The organism is Kingella negevensis (assembly GCF_030177895.1).
GTDB lineage: Bacteria > Pseudomonadota > Gammaproteobacteria > Burkholderiales > Neisseriaceae > Kingella_C > Kingella_C negevensis.
The window spans coordinates 1,908,790-1,930,594 of the sequence record NZ_CP123448.1 but is presented as its reverse complement, the minus strand read 5'-3'; the positions used below and the strand labels follow the sequence as shown (position 1 = coordinate 1,930,594).

Here is a 21,805-nt window from a genome sequence, read left to right as displayed (position 1 = left end):
AAATATAAAAAGCAGCCTGAAAGATACGTTTTTCAGGCTGCCTGAAAATGAAAACTTATTTTTGTTGCCACAAGCGTTCAATGGTTTGCGTAGTTTGTTCTACACGCGTTTCCCAATCAGATGAATTTTGCAAACGCGTGAACGCGGTTTTCGTGCTACTTTTGCTTATTGCCGCTTTGCGAATTTGTGCGGCTTCATCAGCGTGTTTGCTTTGCCATTGGCGTGTTTTAGCGTTGATGCCGAATTTAGGAATAGTTAAATTCAATTCTTTCATTTCGGCTGGCATATCTTGGCGTTTTTCGTCCATTCCAGCTTGATAAGCGGTGTCTAATTGCGCACGAAAATCACTGCTTTTTTTCGTAACACATTGATTAACATAGCGTTGCAGCGTTTGATGTGAACGATTAACCAGCCCTTGCATGATTTTTTGCATTAAATCATTCGTTTCTTATTCACTCAAACCTTTGGTATTGGCTGCGCTGCTGAGTAAATAAGAGGCTGTTTTATTTTGGGTAGCATCAAAAGCCAAGCTGCTCACAATAAATTCGTCTAATGCTGGTTGCCATGTGGCTGCATTTTCATCAGGAAAATGCAATTTGGCTTGCGCGATAAGTGGGCTTGCTAGCAGAATGGCTGTTGCAATGGCTGAAAACAGTTTTTTTGTCATATTTATTTCCAATCGTTGTTTTCAGGCAGCCTGAAAATCAGTTATGCACCATAAACAGGGTGCTTCTCGCACAACGCTTTCGCTTGCTCAGCAACACGCGCCAAGTTCGCTTCATCGTTTGGATTATCCAACACGTCCGCCACCAAATTCGCCAACGCGCGCGCGTCTGCTTCATCAAAACCGCGTGTGGTAATCGCTGCTGAACCAATGCGAATGCCTGATGTTACAAACGGTTTTTCAGGGTCGTTTGGAATCGCGTTTTTGTTGGTGGTGATGTGCGCTTTGCCCAATGCGGCTTCAGCTTCTTTGCCTGTGATGTGTTTTGCGCGCAAGTCCAACAAGAAAACGTGGCTTTCGGTTTTGCCAGACACGATACGCAAGCCGCGTTTGGTCAATTCTTCTGCCATTGCTGCAGCGTTGATTTTCACTTGTTTCGTGTATTGCTTAAATTCAGGCTGCAACGCTTCTTTGAACGCTACGGCTTTCGCGGCGATGACGTGCATCAATGGGCCGCCTTGCAAGTTCGGAAATACGGCAGAATTTAACGCTTTTTCGTGCGTCAAATCACGCGCCAAAATCACGCCGCCGCGTGGACCGCGCAAGGTTTTATGTGTGGTAGTGGTAACAAAATCGGCAAACGGAACAGGGTTTAGATATTCGCCACCAGCCACCAAACCAGCATAGTGCGCCATGTCCACAAACAAATACGCGCCCACTTTGTCGGCGATTTCGCGGAAACGCGCCCAGTCGATTTCCAATGAATACGCAGACGCACCTGCCACAATCATTTTCGGCTTGTGTTCCAACGCCAAGCGTTCTACTTCGGCGTAATCCAACACTTCGTTTTCGTCCAAACCGTAGGTAATCGCGTTATACAATTTGCCTGATGCGTTCACGCTTGCGCCATGAGTCAAATGTCCGCCGTGCGCCAAGCTCATGCCCAAAATGGTGTCGCCTGGTTTTAAAACTGATGCGTAAACGGCTTGGTTGGCTTGGCTGCCTGAATGAGGTTGCACGTTGGCATATTTGGCGCCAAACAGTTTTTTCACGCGGTCAATCGCTAATTGTTCAGCAACGTCCACGTGTTCGCAGCCGCCATAATAGCGTTTACTTGGGTAGCCTTCGGCGTATTTGTTGGTGAGTTGGCTGCCTTGCGCTTCCATCACGGCGTAGCTGACGTAGTTTTCAGACGCAATCAATTCAATGTGGTCTTGCTGACGTTGGTTTTCAGCGGCAATGGCTGCAAATAATTCAGGGTCGTAAGTTTCAATGGTTTGATTTTTGTTAAACATAATTCTGATTTCCTTGTTAAATAGAGTTAAGAAACAGAGGAGAGTGGGCGGATTGTAACGTAAATTTCCATTTTCAGGCAGCCTGAAAACGATTTTTAGTAATCTTGCGCTATTTTATGCTAATGCGCATTAAAAACGGATTATAGTTGTTTTTATTTGCTACAATTCGCGCCTTTAAACACTACACTTTACAAGAAAAAATCATGGGCTTATTGGATTCTTTGATTAGCACAGCCGCTTCTTCAATGCTGGGCGGCGATAGCAAACAAGGTCAAGCGATTGAATTGGTTACACAACTGATTCAACAAAACGGTGGCAACGTAGGCGGCTTATTGAATCAACTGCAACAAGGCGGTTTGGGCGACGCGCTGCAAAGCTGGATTGGCACAGGCGAAAACGCAAACGTGGACGCTTCTCAAATTCAAAACGCTTTGGGCGGCAACTTGGGCGAAGTGGCTTCAAAATTGGGTTTGGATAGCGGTGCTGCTAGCGATTTATTGTCGCAATACTTGCCGCAAGTGGTGGATATGCTCACCCCAAACGGCAACGCTGCTGATGCAGACGGTTTTGGTTTGGACGACATTGCGCGTATTGTGATGCAGAACTTTTTGAAATAATGAAAACAGGGTTTTGGTGAATTACCAAAACCTTTTTTTCAGGCTGCATTTTATGAAATCTACGCTATAATTTTGCTTTTCTCCAACCCGAAAGCAAACTCATGAAAAATATACAATTTCCTTTGAATTTTCAATTCAAAATTCTCACACCGTCCAACGATTTCAGCGTATTAGACACGCAAGGTAACGAGGTTGCTTACACGCGCCAAAAAATCTTCAAGCTCAAAGAAGGTATTGAAATTTTCCGCAACAGCAGTCGTCAAGAGCGTTTGTATCAAATCAATGCCGACCGCATTTTGGATTTCAACGCATGTTACAAAATTACGAATGAACAAGGTTTGGAATTGGGCAGCATTCGCCGTTCGGGTATGCGTTCATTATGGCAAACGCATTATGAAATTTTTGGCGCAAATAGTTTGAAATTGTATGATATTCAAGAAACGAACCCGTGGATTTCGGTGCTGGACGGTTTGCTTGGCGAAGTGCCTATTTTGGGTATGTTCACAGGCTATTTCTTCAACCCAAGCTACACGATTACGGACACGCAAGGCAAGCAGGACTATTTATTGCAAAAAGAGGCTTCGCTTTTGGAACGCAAATTTTCGTTGCAGAAAACGGGCAATGCGGCAAATGATGAATTGGTTACTTTATCTTGCATGATGTTGATGCTGATGGAACGTGCGGACGGGTAAAAGTTTTCAGGCTGCCTGAAAACTTTGCAAAACTGCTATTTGGCAGGGACAGAATTTATCCCAGTCCTTTTCATCGTTCAGAAAAATTAAAATTTTCAGAAAGTTAAAAATTGGACAAGGATAAACCTTATTCCTACCAAATAAAGATTTCTGGTGGTATCCTGAAAAGTAAAGAAACTTTTAAACATAATATTCAGTCTGAACTATTTAATTTGAAAGCAACACAAGACGCTAATCCTGATTAGGAAATTGAATGAAAAGATGCTTAATTAAAAGCAGCCCGAAACAATTTCAGGCTGCTTTTCCTATTGTTTGAGTATTTCAGGCAGCCTGAAATACTCAAATATCCCCTTCCACCTTATCTCCTTCCACTTCCATCCAAGCGCGGCGGCTGCTAGCTTCGCCTTTGCCCATCAATTTCAAAAACACACTTTCTGTCGCCGCTTCCATTTCATCGGGAATGCGAACTTGCAACAAACGGCGCGTATCAGGGTGCAAAGTCGTGTCTTTCAGTTGGTTGGGATTCATCTCACCCAAACCTTTGAATCGGCTGATAGAATACGCCGTTTCGCGCACTTTTTCCGCGTTCAAGCGTTCCAAAATGCCGTCTAATTCCGCTTGGTCTAGCGCGTACAATTTCCGCGCTGGCTTGTTTTTGCCTTGCGCGTTCACGTCCACGCGGAACAGCGGCGGTTGCGCCACATAAATATGCCCCAATTCCACCAATTTCGGAAAATGGCGATAAAACAGCGTCAATAGCAACACCTGAATATGCGAGCCGTCCACGTCCGCGTCCGACAAAATCGCAATTTTGCCATAACGCAAACCGCTCAAATCCACATCATCATCTTTGCCGTGTGGGTCAATGCCAATCGCCACCGAAATATCGTGAATTTCCGCATTGCCAAACAACTGGTCGCGATGAACTTCAAACGAATTCAACACCTTACCGCGCAACGGCAACACAGCCTGAAAACTCTTATCACGCGCTAATTTCGCCGAACCGCCAGCCGAATCGCCTTCTACCAAAAACAATTCATTTTCGCGCACGTCTTCGCTTTCGCAATCCGTCAATTTCCCAGGTAAAACGGCAACGCCCGAACCCTTTTTCTTCTCAATTTTTTTCACAGAACGCATACGCGCCTGCGCCTGACGAATCGCCAATTCGGCAATTTTTTTGCCAAATTCCACGTTTTCATTGAGCCACAATTCCAATGGGTCGCCCGACACCGCCGCCACCAATTTCAGCGCGTCGCGGTTGGTCAATTTGTCTTTCGTTTGCCCCTGAAATTGTGGGTCAAGCACACGCGCCGACAGCACAAACGCCACGCGGCTAAACACATCATCACTCTGCAATTTCACGCCACGCGGCAGCAAATTATGGTGCGCGATAAAATTGTTTACCGCATTAAATGCAGCCTGCTTCAAACCAGCTTCGTGCGTGCCGCCGAGCGGTGTCGGAATCAAATTCACATAACTTTCATTGGCGCAACTGCCATCTTCCAACCAAGTCAGCGCAAACGCCGCGCCTTCGCCTGCCTGAAAATCGTCGTGGCTGCCTGAAATATAATTTTCAGTCGCGAAAATTGGCACGGCTTCCTGCGCGTTTTCCAGCAAATCCGCTAAATAACTGCGTAAACCTTGCGGATAATGCCACGTTTGTTTTTCAGGCAGCCCCTTAATTTCGCGCGTGAGTGTAACGGTAACGCCTTGTAACAAAACCGCTTTGGCGCGTAACAAGCGTTCCAATTCACCGATACTGTAATTCGGATTTTCAAAATATTTCGCGTCAGGATACACGCGCACTTCTGTGCCTGTGTCTTTCGCCACGCATTTGCCGATTTGCGCCAACGGTTCAACCACATCGCCGCCCGAAAACACGATGCGCGAAATTTTGCCTTCGCGTTTTACGGTAACTTCCAAGCGTGTAGAAAGCGCATTCGTTACCGACACGCCCACGCCGTGCAAACCGCCCGAAAACGCATATGCGCCGTTGCCTGATTTTTTGTTGAATTTGCCGCCTGCGTGTAATTGCGTAAACACCAGTTCCACAACGGGAATTTGCTCAATCGGGTGCAAGCCTGTGGGAATGCCGCGCCCGTTGTCGCGCACGGAAAGCGAGCCGTCCGCGTGAATTTCCACGTCAATTTGCGTGGCGAAACCGCCCAATGCTTCGTCTGCCGCGTTGTCTATCACTTCTTGGCAAATGTGGGTTGGGCTGTCGGTGCGCGTGTACATCCCTGGGCGTTCTTTGACAGGTTCTAGCCCTTTTAAGACTTTGATGCTGTCTTCTGAATAATTGCTTTTTGTCATTTTTTTGAATGTCTTTTTATGAAAATGCTGTGGAGCGTCGGCGGCTCGCCGACAATACATTTTGCGACTTAATATTTGGGGCTGTCCTAGATAACTAGGATAAACTCGATTTTACTAACTGTTTTAAAATGGAAACTTGAACTTTTATCTCACTGTTGTTAAAACGCCATTCGCACTCCTTTAAATACAGCTCAAAATGCTTTTTGGGAATGCCGTTAAATTTGCGTAAATGGCGTTCTGCTTGGTTCCCAAAGTTCTCAATTCCGTTAATATGATTTTGTCGTTCAGCAAAATGTGTACTGTGATTGATACGAAAACGAAGTTTCAGCGAAGCTAAAATGGCTTTATCACTCACATCTAATACATCATAGCTGCGATAACAACAATGCTGTCAGGTTTCACTTGTTCGCGGATAATAGGCAATAAAGTAGCGGTTTGGGTATTCGGTACAGTAACCGTATAAATCTTGCCATTTCGCTTCAAAAGCCCGAATACAGCGACTTTGCCAGCTGAACCACGACCGTGCTTGCCTTTACGTTGTCTGCCAAAATAACTTTCATCAGCTTCTACTTCGCCATCAAACATTTCCAAATGTGGACTGTTTTGATAAATAAGTAATCGTAAACGATGAAAATAATAGGCTGCGGTATTTTTATTAACACCTACTAACTCTGCTGCTGTTCTTGCGGTTACACCTGCGACAAATAGCTCAATGAGTTTGTTTTGTTTGTACTGACTTAGACGACTTTTTCGCATAGGGATAATTCTAACTTAATTTGAATTTCCCTAGTTATCTAGGACAGCCCCTTTATTTAGTATAGTTAATGCACTTATCTTTTAATACAGCGTTACAAACGCCCTTATGTACTATTCGTACACAGCGGGCGTTGTCGTCTTGTATTAAAAAATAATTGCATCAACTATATATTTCTCTGAGTGATTCGGCATTGTGTGCCAATATAATTTGGTGGTGTCCTGAAAAGTGTGCTGTAAAAAATAAGCAATAAAAAAGCAGCGAAAACAGAGTATATTTGAGTGTGTGAAAACAGAAATAACTCTAATTTGTCCTCGCTGCCAAGGACAAAATATAAAGAAAAATGGCTACTCTGGCAATCGTAAACAAAAGTATTTTTGTAAAGATTGCTGCCGTAATTTTATTGGCGACCATAACCTTACCTATAAGGGTTGTCATTCCAAAGCTGATGAACAGGTTTGGAGAATGACCGTTAGAGGTTGTGGCATTCGCGATATTGCAGCAATTACGGGTTACAGCAAAGACAAAGTTCAGGCTGCCTTAAAACGCCATGAGTTTGAGCCATTTCCTAAACAAAAACATTACTCTACACTTGAAATAGACGAGTTTTGGACATTTGTCGGTAACAAGTCTAATAAAGTGTGGCTAGTCTATGCCTATCACAGAGAAAGTGGCGAAATTGTCGCTTACGTTTGGGGTAAGCGCGATTTAGCAACAGCGCGAGCACTCAAACGGCGTTTGAAAGAGTTGCGTGTAACCTATGACAGAATTGCGACCGACGACTGGGCTGCATTTTTAAATGTCTTTTCAAATGAAGAATGGCATCTAGTTGGTAAGCAACACACAGTTGGCATTGAGGGTAATAACTGTCGTTTACGGCACAAAGTAAGGCGAGCGTTTAGAAAAACGTGTTGCTTTTCTAAAAGTATGTTTTATCACAAGAAAGTTTTTGATTTGGCTTTCTTTGATATTCATTTTGGCATTGTTTAGTTTTACAGCACACTTTTCAGGACACCACCTATAATTTGGTGGTGTCCTGAAAAGTGTGCTGTAAAAAATAAGCAATAAAAAAGCAGCGAAAACAGAGTATATTTGAGTGTGTGAAAACAGAAATAACTCTAATTTGTCCTCGCTGCCAAGGACAAAATATAAAGAAAAATGGCTACTCTGGCAATCGTAAACAAAAGTATTTTTGTAAAGATTGCTGCCGTAATTTTATTGGCGACCATAACCTTACCTATAAGGGTTGTCATTCCAAAGCTGATGAACAGGTTTGGAGAATGACCGTTAGAGGTTGTGGCATTCGCGATATTGCAGCAATTACGGGTTACAGCAAAGACAAAGTTCAGGCTGCCTTAAAACGCCATGAGTTTGAGCCATTTCCTAAACAAAAACATTACTCTACACTTGAAATAGACGAGTTTTGGACATTTGTCGGTAACAAGTCTAATAAAGTGTGGCTAGTCTATGCCTATCACAGAGAAAGTGGCGAAATTGTCGCTTACGTTTGGGGTAAGCGCGATTTAGCAACAGCGCGAGCACTCAAACGGCGTTTGAAAGAGTTGCGTGTAACCTATGACAGAATTGCGACCGACGACTGGGCTGCATTTTTAAATGTCTTTTCAAATGAAGAATGGCATCTAGTTGGTAAGCAACACACAGTTGGCATTGAGGGTAATAACTGTCGTTTACGGCACAAAGTAAGGCGAGCGGTTAGAAAAACGTGTTGTTTTTCTAAAAGTATGTTTTATCACAAGAAAGTTTTTGATTTAGCTTTCTTTGATATTCACTTTGGCATTGTTTAGTTTTACAGCACACTTTTCAGGACACCACCAATTTTTCATATAGCTTATAGATAGATAAAACCCTCTACTAATAACTAGCAGAGGGTTTAGAATAAATAGTTTGGCGATGACCTACTTTCGCATAGGGACTATACTATCATCGGCGCTGGTTTGTTTCACTGTCCTGTTCGAAATGGGAAGGAGTGGGACCAAACCGCTATGGTCGCCAAACAAAAACTGTAAATTGGTAAGCCGTTATTTAATCAACTATTAGGTGATGAACTGTATTTATCAGTAAGCTTTATATTTGATACTTTAAAAGGTTTTATTTTAAAGTTCTTCAAATGATAGAGTCAAGCCTCACGAGCAATTAGTATTAGTTAGCTTCAAGTGTTACCACTCTTCCACACCTAACCTATCAACGTCCTGGTCTAGAACGACTCTTTAGTGCGGTTAAACCGCAAGGGAAGTCTCATCTTTGGGCGAGTTTCGCGCTTAGATGCTTTCAGCGCTTATCTCTTCCGAACTTAGCTACCCGGCTATGCTTCTGGCGAAACAACCGGTACACCAGAGGTTCGTCCACTCCGGTCCTCTCGTACTAGGAGCAGCCCCCTTCAAACTTCCAACGCCCACTGCAGATAGGGACCAAACTGTCTCACGACGTTTTAAACCCAGCTCACGTACCACTTTAAATGGCGAACAGCCATACCCTTGGGACCGACTACAGCCCCAGGATGTGATGAGCCGACATCGAGGTGCCAAACTCCGCCGTCGATATGGACTCTTGGGCGGAATCAGCCTGTTATCCCCGGAGTACCTTTTATCCGTTGAGCGATGGCCCTTCCATTCAGAACCACCGGATCACTATGTCCTGCTTTCGCACCTGCTCGACTTGTCGGTCTCGCAGTTAAGCTACCTTTTGCCATTGCACTATCAGTCCGATTTCCGACCGGACCTAGGTAACCTTCGAACTCCTCCGTTACTCTTTGGGAGGAGACCGCCCCAGTCAAACTGCCTACCATGCACGGTCCCCGACCCGGATAACGGGTCTGGGTTAGAACCTCAAAGTCACCAGGGTGGTATTTCAAGGACGGCTCCACAGAGACTAGCGTCTCTGCTTCAAAGCCTCCCACCTATCCTACACAAGTGACTTCAAAGTCCAATGCAAAGCTACAGTAAAGGTTCACGGGGTCTTTCCGTCTAGCAGCGGGGAGATTGCATCTTCACAACCATTTCAACTTCGCTGAGTCTCGGGAGGAGACAGTGTGGCCATCGTTACGCCATTCGTGCGGGTCGGAACTTACCCGACAAGGAATTTCGCTACCTTAGGACCGTTATAGTTACGGCCGCCGTTTACTGGGGCTTCGATCCGATGCTTGCACATCTTCAATTAACCTTCCAGCACCGGGCAGGCGTCACACTCTATACGTCCACTTTCGTGTTAGCAGAGTGCTGTGTTTTTAATAAACAGTCGCAGCCACCGATTCTCTGCGACCCTCAGGGGCTTACGGAGTAAATCCTTCACCTTAGAGGGCATACCTTCTCCCGAAGTTACGGTATCAATTTGCCGAGTTCCTTCTCCCGAGTTCTCTCAAGCGCCTTAGAATTCTCATCCTGCCCACCTGTGTCGGTTTGCGGTACGGTTCAATTCAAACTGAAGCTTAGTGGCTTTTCCTGGAAGCGTGGTATTTACTACTTCATGTCCGTAGACACTCGTCATCACATCTCGGTATTAAAGAAGCGGATTTACCTACTTCCTCTACCTACCTGCTTAAACAATCTAATCCAACAGATTGATAGCATAACCTTCTCCGTCCCCACATCGCATTTGAATCAAGTACAGGAATATTAACCTGTTTCCCATCGACTACGCATCTCTGCCTTGCCTTAGGGACCGACTCACCCTACGCCGATGAACGTTGCGTAGGAAACCTTGGGCTTTCGGCGAGCGGGCTTTTCACCCGCTTTATCGCTACTCATGTCAACATTCGCACTTCTGATACCTCCAGCAACCTTTACAAGTCACCTTCGCAGGCTTACAGAATGCTCCCCTACCATGCATTACCGCATCCGCAGCTTCGGTTATAGATTTGAGCCCCGTTACATCTTCCGCGCAGGAAGACTCGACCAGTGAGCTATTACGCTTTCTTTAAATGATGGCTGCTTCTAAGCCAACATCCTGGCTGTCTGTGCCTTCCCACTTCGTTTACCACTTAATCTATCATTTGGGACCTTAGCTGGCGGTCTGGGTTGTTTCCCTCTTGACACCGGACGTTAGCACCCGATGTCTGTCTCCCGAGGAGCAACTTGATGGTATTCTTAGTTTGCCATGGGTTGGTAAGTTGCAATAACCCCCTAGCCATAACAGTGCTTTACCCCCATCAGTCTCATATCTCGAGGCACTACCTAAATAGTTTTCGGGGAGAACCAGCTATCTCCGAGTTTGTTTAGCCTTTCACCCCTATCCACAGCTCATCCCCGCATTTTGCAACATGCGTGGGTTCGGACCTCCAGTACCTGTTACGGCACCTTCATCCTGGCCATGGATAGATCACTCGGTTTCGGGTCTACACCCAGCAACTAGTCGCCCTATTAAGACTCGGTTTCCCTACGCCTCCCCTACTCGGTTAAGCTCGCTACTGAATGTAAGTCGTTGACCCATTATACAAAAGGTACGCAGTCACACCACAAAGATGCTCCCACTGTATGTATGCATCAGGTTTCAGGTTCTATTTCACTCCCCTCCCGGGGTTCTTTTCGCCTTTCCCTCACGGTACTGGTTCACTATCGGTCGATGATGAGTATTTAGCCTTGGAGGATGGTCCCCCCATATTCAGACAGGATTTCACGTGTCCCGCCCTACTTTTTGTATACTTAGTACCATCATTGAGATTTCAAATACGGGGCTATCACCCACTATGGCGGAAGTTTCCAATTCCTTCTTCTATCTCAACAACTATCATATACAGGCTTTTCCGCGTTCGCTCGCCACTACTTGCGGAATCTCGGTTGATTTCTTTTCCTCTGGGTACTTAGATGGTTCAGTTCTCCAGGTTCGCTTCTCTAGCCCTATGTATTCAGACTAGGATACTGATTACTCAGTGGGTTTCCCCATTCGGATATCACGGTATCATTGCTTTTTTGCCAGCTTCTCCGTGCTTTTCGCAGGCTTACACGTCCTTCTTCGCCTATCATCGCCAAGGCATCCACCTGATGCACTTATTCACTTGACTCTATCATTTGAAGAACCTTCTGACTTTGTTAATCAGTGCGTTGACTACATGACTAACTTAGATTCTCTACTTTGATAAAGCTTACTGCTTGTTGTGTACTAACCTTGCCTTTTGAATTCAAGGTTAGTTGATACAATCATCACCCAAATTTTGTCATTCGATTTGTTGCCTTTACAGGCTGCCTGAAATACTGTTGCATCAGCATCCCAAACCAAATCGACAACATTGTCTTTGTTTGTTGATTTCGGCTTTCCAATTTGTTAAAGATCGATGCGTTTAATTATACTTCTTCTCAGCTTTCGCTTATAAAAATATATCGCAAATTAAAGTAAGCTCGCCAGTTTATCTAAACTTGCTTTAATTTGCAATCTAATTTTTCATTTTATTTAATCTTGGTGGAGGCAAACGGGATCGAACCGATGACCCCCTGCTTGCAAAGCAGGTGCTCTACCAACTGAGCTATGCCCCCAGTATTTACCTATTAAATTGATTTCTTTTTCTTCTAATTTAACTCAGTTTATTCTCTTGGTGGGTCTGGTAGGACTTGAACCTACGACCCCACGCTTATCAAGCGTGTGCTCTAACCACCTGAGCTACAAACCCTATGTGTCGCATCTTTATTTCAGCTTACCGATAAGTGTGAGTACCTAATCGCCTCTTCTTTTCTCTAGAAAGGAGGTGATCCAGCCGCAGGTTCCCCTACGGCTACCTTGTTACGACTTCACCCCAGTCACGAAGCATACCGTGGTAAGCGGACCCCTTACGGTTATCCTACCTACTTCTGGTATCCCCCGCTCCCATGGTGTGACGGGCGGTGTGTACAAGACCCGGGAACGTATTCACCGCAGTATGCTGACCTGCGATTACTAGCGATTCCGACTTCATGCACTCGAGTTGCAGAGTGCAATCCGGACTACGATCGGTTTTCTGGGATTGGCTCCACCTCGCGGCTTGGCTACCCTCTGTACCGACCATTGTATGACGTGTGAAGCCCTGGTCATAAGGGCCATGAGGACTTGACGTCATCCCCACCTTCCTCCGGTTTGTCACCGGCAGTCTCATTAGAGTGCCCAACTTAATGATGGCAACTAATGACAAGGGTTGCGCTCGTTGCGGGACTTAACCCAACATCTCACGACACGAGCTGACGACAGCCATGCAGCACCTGTGTTACGGTTCCCGAAGGCACTCTCCCGTCTCTGGGAGATTCCGTACATGTCAAGACCAGGTAAGGTTCTTCGCGTTGCATCGAATTAATCCACATCATCCACCGCTTGTGCGGGTCCCCGTCAATTCCTTTGAGTTTTAATCTTGCGACCGTACTCCCCAGGCGGTCAATTTCACGCGTTAGCTACGCTACTAAGCAATCAAGTTGCCCAACAGCTAATTGACATCGTTTAGGGCGTGGACTACCAGGGTATCTAATCCTGTTTGCTACCCACGCTTTCGAGCATGAACGTCAGTGTTATCCCAGGGGGCTGCCTTCGCCATCGGTATTCCTCCACATCTCTACGCATTTCACTGCTACACGTGGAATTCTACCCCCCTCTGACACACTCTAGCTAGCCAGTTCAAAACGCAGTTCCCAAGTTGAGCTCGGGGATTTCACATCTTGCTTAACTAACCGTCTGCGCTCGCTTTACGCCCAGTAATTCCGATTAACGCTCGCACCCTACGTATTACCGCGGCTGCTGGCACGTAGTTAGCCGGTGCTTATTCTTTAGGTACCGTCATCAGTTAATGATATTAGCATCAACCTTTTCTTCCCTAACAAAAGTCCTTTACAACCCGAAGGCCTTCTTCAGACACGCGGCATGGCTGGATCAGGCTTTCGCCCATTGTCCAAAATTCCCCACTGCTGCCTCCCGTAGGAGTCTGGGCCGTGTCTCAGTCCCAGTGTGGCGGATCATCCTCTAAGACCCGCTACTGATCGTCGCCTTGGTGGGCCTTTACCCCACCAACTAGCTAATCAGATATTGGCCGCTCGAATAACGCGAGGTCCGAAGATCCCCCACTTTCACCCTCAGGTCGTATGCGGTATTAGCTATCCTTTCGGATAGTTATCCCCCATTACTCGGTACGTTCCAATATATTACTCACCCGTTCGCCACTCGCCGACAGTAGTGCAAGCACTACCTCGCTGCCGTTCGACTTGCATGTGTAAAGCATGCCGCCAGCGTTCAATCTGAGCCAGGATCAAACTCTTATGTTCAATCTCTAACTTACTTAACTTCTGGTCTGCTTCAAAGAAACCAACAAAGAGTAACTAACCAAAGTTAATCACAATCTTGTCTGTTTTTGTCGCAGTGTGAGACCATCAGGCACTCACACTTATCGGTAATCTGCTTGTTAAAGAACTATCTAATTAAAAAAATTAGCCTCCGTAGCAGCGAAGAACCAAACTATACCCAACCCAAAAAATCTTGTCAAACTCTTAAACAAAAATATTTTTGCATAACTTTAAATTGCATTGTTTCATAAGGAAATTTATTTACAAAAATTTTACCTAAAAAATGAAATTTTGCTTTCAGGCTGCCTGAAAAATATTTTTTCGTAAGAACAAAATCAATTTCAAGCTGCTTAAATGGCATTTAAACAAATAATTGCGGTAAATTTAATTGCGCTTGTTTTTCTGCACCTTGTAAAAAGACAAGTAATGCGTATTTTTTCGCGCCTTGATTGCTGAAATTACCTTGTTTAAATTGCTGAGCAACGGTTTAGCTGAAATGCTGGCTGTTTGCGTCTTGCTCAAACCATATTTGTAAATGTGGGGTTAAAGGACAAAATGGTTGGTAAAAATCGCTGAAAGCCTTATGCTTAAAGGCTTTCAGATAGGTCAAATGCTTTGAACACAAAAAATGCCCTTTTTGCCACTCAAATTCCGTTCAAAAATACGGAACGCGTAACCACAAACAACGCTATTTTTGCACCCAATGTAAGAAGCGTTTTAACGGTGGAATACGCTTAAATAACGATGAACTTTGGCAACAATATCACGATGAACATCGCACCATTGAGCAACTGGCTCAACAGTACCCATGCAGCACCAAAACCATTCAACGCCACTTAAAATGAGCAACGAAACAAAATCACTTTTCGCACCCGAAAAAGGTTAATGTGATTTTGGATACGACTTATTTTGGGCATACTTTTGGTGCGTTGGTTTTAATGGATAGTGTGAGTAAACAAGTTTTATCCGTTGATATTGTCGCTTATGAAACCAATCAACTTTATTATCAAGCAGTAAAAAAGTTAAAAGATAATAACATGATTATTCAAAGCATTATTTGCGATGGGCGTAAGGGATTGCCGCAATTATTTGCAGATATTCCTGTGCAACTGTGCCAGTTTCATCAAGTTCAAACGGTTATTCGATACCTGATCCATAAACCTAAATCGCTCTCTGCTGAGCAACTCAGGGCATTAACCTTAACGCTTATCAAAAGCAGTTTTAGCAGCTTTCAGGCTGCATTGAATAGCTGGTATAGGCAACATAAACAATATGTCAATGAACGTACCATTAACGCTGAAACAGGTAAAACACACTACACCCACAAACGATTAAGAAGTGTTTATTTAAGCCTAAAACGCAACTTGCCCTTGCTGTTCACATTTGAGCAATATACTGAGTTATCCATTCCCAATACAACGAATTTATTGGAAAGTCGTTTTGCTGGTTTAAAAAGTGCTTTGAACCACCATCTTGGCTTAAATTTAGAGAATAAAACTATGTTTATTAAAGATTATTTTTCTAATTAGGCAGGTTAGGTGTGGTAAAAACCAACCATTTTGTCTTTTAAGTGGTTGGTCTCTCTAAAAAAAATAACCATTTTGTCCTTTAACCCTGAATATCAAAGAAAGCTAAATCAAAAACTTTCTTGTGATAAAACATACTTTTAGAAAAGCAACACGTTTTTCTAAACGCTCGCCTTACTTTGTGCCGTAAACGACAGTTATTACCCTCAATGCCAACTGTGTGTTGCTTACCAACTAGATGCCATTCTTCATTTGAAAAGACATTTAAAAATGCAGCCCAGTCGTCGGTCGCAATTCTGTCATAGGTTACACGCAACTCTTTCAAACGCCGTTTGAGTGCTCGCGCTGTTGCTAAATCGCGCTTACCCCAAACGTAAGCGACAATTTCGCCACTTTCTCTGTGATAGGCATAGACTAGCCACACTTTATTAGACTTGTTACCGACAAATGTCCAAAACTCGTCTATTTCAAGTGTAGAGTAATGTTTTTGTTTAGGAAATGGCTCAAACTCATGGCGTTTTAAGGCAGCCTGAACTTTGTCTTTGCTGTAACCCGTAATTGCTGCAATATCGCGAATGCCACAACCTCTAACGGTCATTCTCCAAACCTGTTCATCAGCTTTGGAATGACAACCCTTATAGGTAAGGTTATGGTCGCCAATAAAATTACGGCAGCAATCTTTGCAAAAATATTTTTGTTTACGATTGCCAAAGTAGCCATTTTTCTTTATATTTTGTCCTTGGCAGCGAGGACATTTCAGAGTTATTTGTATTTTCACACATTCAATAATACTCTGTTTTCGCTGCTTTTTTATTGCTTATTTTTTACAGCACACTTTTCAGGACACCACCCTATTTCTTTCGTCCGTATGCTCGTAGTCTGAAAGGGAAAATTGTTAAAACCAAGATAAGCGGTAGAAAATACCAACGCTTATCATTAGTTGCAGCGCAAATTGGGCAAAATTTAATTGCGCCAATGATTTATCAAAATACAATGACCAGCGATTTTTTTGAAGCATGGTTTGAAACTATGCTATTGCCCAATTTACCTGAAAAATCATTGATTATTTTAGATAATGCTAGATTCCACAAAATGGGTATTCTGCAAGAAATGGTGCATCATTTGGGGCATAAAATGCTACTGCTTGCGCCTTATTCGGCTGCCTGAATTTTTTCACGTCATCACAACGCCGACAAGTCCAATTTCGTCATCAATAAACGGTCTAAATCTTCATCAGGATTACCCGAAGTCAGCAATTTATCGCCATAAAAAATAGAATTTGCCCCCGCCAAAAAACACATTGCTTGCACCGCTTCACTCATGCCCGACCGCCCTGCACTCAAACGAATAAAACTATGCGGCATCGTGATTCGCGCCACCGCAATCGTGCGGACAAATTCCGTCCAATCCAAATCTTCCGCGTATTCCAACGGCGTGCCTTCGGTACGAACCAGTTGATTAATCGGCACACTTTCAGGCTGTGGGTCTAAATTTGCCAAACTCGCAATCAAACCAGCGCGTTCAGCGCGCGTTTCATTCATGCCGACAATGCCACCGCAACACACCTTCAAACCTGCCTGACGCACCTTGCCGAGGGTATCCATGCGGTCTTCGTGGCGGCGCGTGTGAATGATGTCGTTGTAGCGGTCGGGGTCGGTGTCTAAATTGTGGTTGTAGTAGTCCAAACCTGCTTGTTTCAAGTCTTCCGCCATGCCGTCTTCCAACAAGCCGAATGTACCACATGTTTCCAAACCCAAATCTTTCACGGCTTTGATGATGTCGCTCACGATCGCCACATCATCAGGTTTCGGGCCGCGCCATGCTGTGCCCATACAAAAACGACTTGCGCCGCGTTCTTTGGCAATTTTGGCTTTGGCAACAATGGTTTCCACATCTAACATGGCTGATTTTTCCACGCCCGTTTGGTAATGCGCGGATTGGGGGCAGTATTCACAATCTTCAGGGCAACCGCCTGTTTTAATGGATAATAATGTGGATAATTGAATTTTTTGCGCGTCAAAATGTTCGCGATGAACGCTGGCTGCCTGAAAAATCAAATCCAAAAACGGCAAATTAAACAATTCTTCCACTTGGCATTTTCGCCAATACGCTGCCATAGCGTGGGTTTGTAATGGTTTTGCTCGACGCAATGCAATCGGGGCAAGATGTGCCATAATCATTCCTTTAATTAATTTTTCAAATAAAAAATTGACAATTTAAGCATTTTTTTAATTAAATAAGGGGCTGTCCTAGGGGCTATTGACAATTCAAAAAAAGAGGCAAAGGATTTAAGATATTGTTTCCACACAACCATCCTAAACCTTTGCCATGTCCCGAAACACGCTTACAAATGAAACATGGTCAAGACTGTTACCTATTTTGAAACAGCTTGGCATTTATCGCAAGAAAAATTTACGCAAAACAGTAGAAGGTATCCTGTTTCGCTTACGTACAGGCTGCCAATGGGCTGATATACCTAGTTATTTTGGTAAAGCAAACAGCCTTTACCAAAGTTTCAATCGCTGGTCTAAACGCGGTATTTTTACCAAATTATTTAAACATTTGGCAGATACACCCGATATGGAATGGGTCTTTATGGACGGTAGTCATATCCGTGTTCATCAACACGGCATGGGTAAAAAATCCATTGTGCATCAAGCTGTCGGTAAGAGTATCGGAGGTCATACGTCTAAAATTCATTTAGCGGTTGATGCTTGTGGTAATCCAATTGAATTTATGATTACAGCTGGTAATGTAAATGAGATTGTTGTTGCGCCTGATTTATTGGCACAATTGGACTTAAGTGATAATGAAACCGTGTGTGCTGATAGGGGTTTTGACAGTGATACTTTTCGTCGGTTAATTCATTCTAAACAAAGTAAAGCCAATATTCCATATAAGAAAAGTAGAGAGCATCTTAATGTGGACACAGATTGGTATTTATATAAAATCAGGCACTTGGTAGAAAACGCTTTTGTACGATTAAAGCATTTTCGTGCGCTGGCAACACGGTACGATAAATTAAAACGTAATTATGAAAGTACCGTGTCATTAGCTTGTGCTTTGATTTGGTTGAAATTATAGCTAAAATGTCATTAGCCCCTAGTTATCTAGGACAGCCCCTTTTTTAATTTCCCGAAATAACACACGGTAATCTTCATATTGTTCATAAATATGCTGTGTATTCACCGTATCAACAAATTGCCAAAATCTCGGTAACAAAACATCGGGAATTTTTTCCGCTAACGCCAGTTGATAAATTCCCCAACAACAATCCATAAACACATCAAGCAATTCTTCAAAATCGTATTCCGTGTCATTCGTCAAAACCACGCCCAAATGTTCCGCGACCAAAATTTTAACCAACGGCGAATAAAGCTGATGTCGGCTATATTTTCGCAAAGTTTTTTTGGCTTTGGCAGAATCCGCGTAATACTCGTCCATCATGTGCGAATAGGTGTAGAAATTTTGCTTCTTTTGCTTTTTGAATGTGGATTCAAATTCTTCAGGCGATTGATATTGCCCGTAGTATTCAAAAATGGCTTCGCGTGTGTCTTTGCTGGATTTTGCCAAATCAATCAATAATTTTCGCAATTCATCTGCACTTTTATTAGCTAATAATTTCGGTAAAGTCGGTCGTGTGGTCGTCATGATTTAATCCAATTTAAATTTCAAAACTGTACCGTTTTCATCACATTCAAATTCAAAAATTTTAACTTGAAAATTGGCACAATAGTAGTCAAATACTTGGTCTTTTAAATAAGGAATACTCTGTTTACTACGAAATATAGTAACATCTTCTCCATTAATCACTTCATTAGAAACGATAATAGAAGAACTAAAACGTGAACTAATACGACTGGCACGTTCTGTTTCAAATACAGGCATTTTCATTCTCCCAAAAAATTCAGGCTGCCTGAAAGTCCATTTTCAAACTTTCAGACAGCCTTTTTCACATTAAATCAAATTTTTAACAAACGCTTCCACGCTAGCCAACGTTTCAGGCAGCTTGGCAACATCCGTACCGCCAGCTTGCGCCAAATCAGGACGACCACCACCTTTACCGCCAACTTGTTCCGCCGCGAATTTCACCAAATCGCCCGCTTTCACTTTTGCCGTCAAAGGTTTAGAGACACCAGCACACAATGCCACTTTGCCGTCATTCACCGCCGCCAACAACACAACCGCTTTGTCAGATTTACCCGTCAAATCGGTAACAATGTCGCGCAGAGCCGCCGCGTCCGCATCAATTTGCGCCACAACCAAACTTGCCGCGCCCAAATCTTTCGCGTTATCCAACAATTTCGCGCCAGCGTGTACCGCCAATTCCGCTTTTGCCGCCGCCAACGCTTTTTCAGTCGCTTTGGCTTGCGCTGCGTTGGCTTGGATTTTGGTCAATACGTCTTTTTCGGTTTGCGCTTTCACTTCGGCGATGATGTTTTTAATCAAGGTTTCTTGATTTTGTACCAATTTCAGCGCGTTCAAACCTGTAACCGCTTCCACACGGCGCACGCCAGCCGCAATGCCGCCCTCGCTGATGATTTTGAACAAACCAATATCGCCCGTCCGCGCAACGTGTGTACCGCCACACAATTCGGTTGAATACTCGCCCATCGTTACCACGCGCACGAAATCGCCGTATTTTTCACCAAACAACATCATCGCACCCGATTTTTGCGCGTCTTCAATAGACATCGTTTCCACTTTCACAGGCACGTTGGCGATGATTGCCGCGTTTACTTTGCGTTCAATTTGCGCGATTTCATCAGCCGTAATGGCTTGATTATGCGAAATATCAAAGCGCGTCACGTCCGAATTTTGCAGGCTGCCTTTTTGTTCAACGTGCGTACCCAACACATCGCGCAAGGCTTTGTGCATCAAGTGCGTTACGCTGTGGTTGCGTGTAATGCTGTCGCGGATGGCGTTATCCACTTCCGCGTTCACGGCGTCGCCCACTTTCAGGCTGCCTGAAACAACCGCGCCGAATTGACCTGTAACCGCCGCTTTGATTTTTTGCGTGTCGCGCACTTCAAAGCGATTTGCACCAGCAATAATATTGCCCACATCGCCCACTTGACCGCCACTTTCTGCGTAGAATGGGGTTTGGTCTAACACAACTGCGCCAGTTTCGCCTTCGCGCAATTCGTTCACGGCTTCGCTGCCTTTGTATAAGGCGATGATTTTCGCGCTGCCTGAACGGTTAGCGTAACCTGTAAATTCGGTGTCTGCGCCGTTGTAATCCAGTTGCGTATTGGCTTTGAAATTTTGTGCTGAACGAGCGCGAGTGCGTTGGGCTTCCATTTCGCGGTTGAAGCCGTCTTCGTCCATTTCCACATCGCGTTCACGGCAGATGTCGGCTGTCAAATCGTATGGGAAACCGTAAGTATCATACAATTTGAAAATCACTTCGCCTGATAATGTTTGAGTGCTTGTGTTTAAAGCGTTTTCCAATAAACCCATGCCTTTTTCCAACGTTTCGGCAAAACGGGTTTCTTCGTTTTTCAGCGCGTCCATGATTTGCGTTTGTTTTTCTTTCAATTCAGGGTAAGCGTCGCCCATTTCCTGAACCAAATCAGGCACTAATTTATGGAAAAATGCGCCTTTTTGACCCAATTTATAACCATGTCGCACCGCACGGCGAATAATGCGGCGCAACACATAACCGCGCCCTTCATTTGACGGCAACACACCGTCCGCAATCAAAAACGAACACGCACGAATGTGGTCGGCAATCACTTTCAAGCTCGGCACGTCCATGCTAAACGCCACGCCAGTCTCACGCGCCGCCGCTTTCACCAAATTTTGAAACAAATCAATTTCATAGTTGCTGTGAACGTGTTGTAATACCGCCGCCATACGCTCCAAGCCCATGCCCGTATCTACGGACGGTTTTGGCAACGGATTCATATTGCCTTGCTCGTCGCGGTTGAATTGCATAAACACGTTATTCCAAATTTCAATCCAACGGTCGCCGTCTTCTTCCGCGCTGCCTGGAATGCCACCCCAAATTTCTTCGCCGTGGTCGTAGAAAATTTCGGTGCAAGGACCGCAAGGACCTGTGTCGCCCATTTGCCAGAAGTTGTCGGACGCGTATTTCGCGCCTTTGTTGTCGCCAATGCGGACAATGCGCTCGGCTGGAATGCCGATTTCGTTGTGCCAAATGTTGTAAGCTTCGTCATCTTCCGCGTACACGGTTACAAGCAATTTTTCTTTTGGAATGTTCAACCATTCTGGCGATGTCAAAAATTCCCAAGCGTAATGAATGGCTTGTTGTTTGAAATAATCGCCAAACGAGAAATTACCCAACATTTCAAAAAAGGTGTGATGGCGAGCGGTGTAGCCCACGTTTTCCAAATCGTTGTGTTTGCCGCCTGCGCGTACGCATTTTTGGGCTGTTGTTGCGCGGGTGTAATCGCGTTTTTCAAAGCCTAAAAACACGTCTTTAAATTGGTTCATGCCTGCGTTTGTGAACAACAGGGTTGGGTCGTTGTGCGGTACTAATGATGATGAGCGGACAGGTTTGTGTCCTTTGCTTTCAAAGAATTGTAAGTATTTGCTGCGTAATTCAGATGTTTTCATTTGGTTGTTCGCTTGTGTCAAAAAAAGGGGAAAAGGGTTTTTCAGGCTGCCTGAAAAAAGGGGAAATCTTACTGTATTTTCAGGCTGCCTGAAAGGTTAAATCATTATATTGCAGCCT

Annotated in this window: 15 protein-coding genes, 2 tRNA genes, 3 rRNA genes and 2 pseudogenes; 7 read left to right on the top strand and 15 right to left on the bottom strand. The window is 44.3% G+C overall.

Annotated features, from left to right (window positions below; translation table 11 throughout):
- Positions 1-55 precede the first annotated feature (55 nt).
- The 3 genes from QEO93_RS10540 to glyA are packed head-to-tail and all read right to left on the bottom strand — an operon-like array spanning position 56 to position 1,959.
- On the bottom strand, positions 56-433 hold the full coding sequence (locus tag QEO93_RS10540) for a hypothetical protein (RefSeq protein ID WP_032138110.1): 378 nt from the start codon (positions 431-433) through the stop codon (positions 56-58).
- Positions 434-448: 15 nt separating this feature from the next.
- On the bottom strand, positions 449-667 hold the full coding sequence (locus tag QEO93_RS10535; RefSeq protein ID WP_032138111.1) for a hypothetical protein: 219 nt from the start codon (positions 665-667) through the stop codon (positions 449-451).
- Positions 668-708: 41 nt separating this feature from the next.
- Positions 709-1,959 (bottom strand): serine hydroxymethyltransferase, encoded by a 1,251-nt coding sequence (gene glyA / locus QEO93_RS10530; protein ID WP_032138112.1) that lies wholly within the window; start codon positions 1,957-1,959, stop codon positions 709-711.
- 203 nt (positions 1,960-2,162) lie between these two features.
- Here glyA and QEO93_RS10525 point away from each other — a divergent pair, with 203 nt between their 5' ends.
- Together QEO93_RS10525 and QEO93_RS10520 are read left to right on the top strand one after the other, a co-directional pair.
- Complete coding sequence (locus QEO93_RS10525) at positions 2,163-2,576, top strand: YidB family protein (protein WP_032138124.1); 414 nt, start codon at positions 2,163-2,165, stop codon at positions 2,574-2,576.
- A gap of 101 nt (positions 2,577-2,677) precedes the next feature.
- Entirely contained in the window at positions 2,678-3,268 is a 591-nt protein-coding gene (locus QEO93_RS10520) for an LURP-one-related family protein (protein WP_032138113.1), read from the top strand.
- Between the two features lie 339 nt (positions 3,269-3,607).
- Here the strand turns inward: QEO93_RS10520 and QEO93_RS10515 are convergent, their stop codons facing one another.
- Positions 3,608-5,581 (bottom strand): DNA topoisomerase IV subunit B, encoded by a 1,974-nt coding sequence (locus tag QEO93_RS10515; RefSeq protein ID WP_032138114.1) that lies wholly within the window; start codon positions 5,579-5,581, stop codon positions 3,608-3,610.
- 94 nt (positions 5,582-5,675) lie between these two features.
- Positions 5,676-6,337: pseudogene (locus QEO93_RS10510) on the bottom strand (IS1595 family transposase).
- Positions 6,338-6,620: 283 nt separating this feature from the next.
- Between QEO93_RS10510 and QEO93_RS10505 the strand changes: the two are divergent.
- A complete protein-coding gene (locus QEO93_RS10505) occupies positions 6,621-7,325 on the top strand; it encodes an IS1 family transposase (RefSeq protein ID WP_085815640.1) in 705 nt (234 codons plus the stop codon).
- A gap of 110 nt (positions 7,326-7,435) precedes the next feature.
- Positions 7,436-8,140, top strand: a complete 705-nt coding sequence (locus QEO93_RS10500; protein WP_284627591.1) for an IS1 family transposase — start codon at positions 7,436-7,438, stop codon at positions 8,138-8,140.
- A gap of 98 nt (positions 8,141-8,238) precedes the next feature.
- Here QEO93_RS10500 and rrf read toward each other — a convergent pair.
- From rrf to QEO93_RS10475, 5 genes are all read right to left on the bottom strand, one after another.
- A 5S ribosomal RNA gene (rrf, locus tag QEO93_RS10495) occupies positions 8,239-8,350 on the bottom strand.
- Between the two features lie 118 nt (positions 8,351-8,468).
- Positions 8,469-11,352 (bottom strand): 23S ribosomal RNA (locus QEO93_RS10490).
- 393 nt (positions 11,353-11,745) lie between these two features.
- Positions 11,746-11,821 (bottom strand) — tRNA-Ala (locus tag QEO93_RS10485).
- Between the two features lie 57 nt (positions 11,822-11,878).
- Positions 11,879-11,955, bottom strand: a tRNA-Ile gene (locus QEO93_RS10480).
- A 68-nt stretch (positions 11,956-12,023) separates the two neighbouring features.
- A 16S ribosomal RNA gene (locus QEO93_RS10475) occupies positions 12,024-13,564 on the bottom strand.
- The 16S, 23S and 5S rRNA genes sit together here with 2 tRNA genes alongside, the layout of an rRNA operon.
- Before the next feature lie 905 nt (positions 13,565-14,469).
- Between QEO93_RS10475 and QEO93_RS10470 the strand changes: the two genes are divergently transcribed.
- Entirely contained in the window at positions 14,470-15,111 is a 642-nt protein-coding gene (locus QEO93_RS10470) for an IS256 family transposase, variant Zn-binding type (protein ID WP_081906854.1), read from the top strand.
- A gap of 79 nt (positions 15,112-15,190) precedes the next feature.
- On the opposite strand, the gene QEO93_RS10465 is transcribed toward QEO93_RS10470, so the two are convergent.
- Positions 15,191-15,886: an IS1 family transposase gene (locus tag QEO93_RS10465; RefSeq protein WP_284627590.1), complete on the bottom strand. Its 696-nt coding sequence runs from the start codon at positions 15,884-15,886 to the stop codon at positions 15,191-15,193.
- Between the two features lie 74 nt (positions 15,887-15,960).
- On the opposite strand from QEO93_RS10465, the pseudogene QEO93_RS10460 reads away from it, so the two are divergent.
- Positions 15,961-16,266: pseudogene (locus QEO93_RS10460) on the top strand (transposase); the annotation flags it as partial.
- Between the two features lie 23 nt (positions 16,267-16,289).
- Here QEO93_RS10460 and bioB read toward each other — a convergent pair.
- The gene (gene bioB / locus QEO93_RS10455) at positions 16,290-17,282 is read right to left on the bottom strand and encodes a biotin synthase BioB (RefSeq protein ID WP_085815380.1); all 993 of its coding nucleotides are present in this window, start codon (positions 17,280-17,282) and stop codon (positions 16,290-16,292) included.
- A 154-nt stretch (positions 17,283-17,436) separates the two neighbouring features.
- Here bioB and QEO93_RS10450 point away from each other — a divergent pair, with 154 nt between their 5' ends.
- Positions 17,437-18,192: an IS5 family transposase gene (locus QEO93_RS10450; protein ID WP_085815407.1), complete on the top strand. Its 756-nt coding sequence runs from the start codon at positions 17,437-17,439 to the stop codon at positions 18,190-18,192.
- Positions 18,193-18,210: 18 nt separating this feature from the next.
- Here QEO93_RS10450 and QEO93_RS10445 read toward each other — a convergent pair whose 3' ends face one another.
- The 3 genes from QEO93_RS10445 to alaS form a co-directional block, all read right to left on the bottom strand.
- Entirely contained in the window at positions 18,211-18,759 is a 549-nt protein-coding gene (locus QEO93_RS10445) for a hypothetical protein (RefSeq protein ID WP_032138128.1), read from the bottom strand.
- Positions 18,760-18,762: 3 nt separating this feature from the next.
- Positions 18,763-18,996, bottom strand: coding sequence for a hypothetical protein (locus QEO93_RS10440; RefSeq protein WP_245190691.1), 234 nt, complete (start codon positions 18,994-18,996; stop codon positions 18,763-18,765).
- A 69-nt stretch (positions 18,997-19,065) separates the two neighbouring features.
- Positions 19,066-21,687 carry an alanine--tRNA ligase gene (alaS, locus tag QEO93_RS10435; RefSeq protein WP_032138144.1) on the bottom strand — a complete coding sequence of 874 codons (2,622 nt, stop codon included), beginning with the start codon at positions 21,685-21,687 and terminating at the stop codon, positions 19,066-19,068.
- Positions 21,688-21,805: the final 118 nt, after the last annotated feature.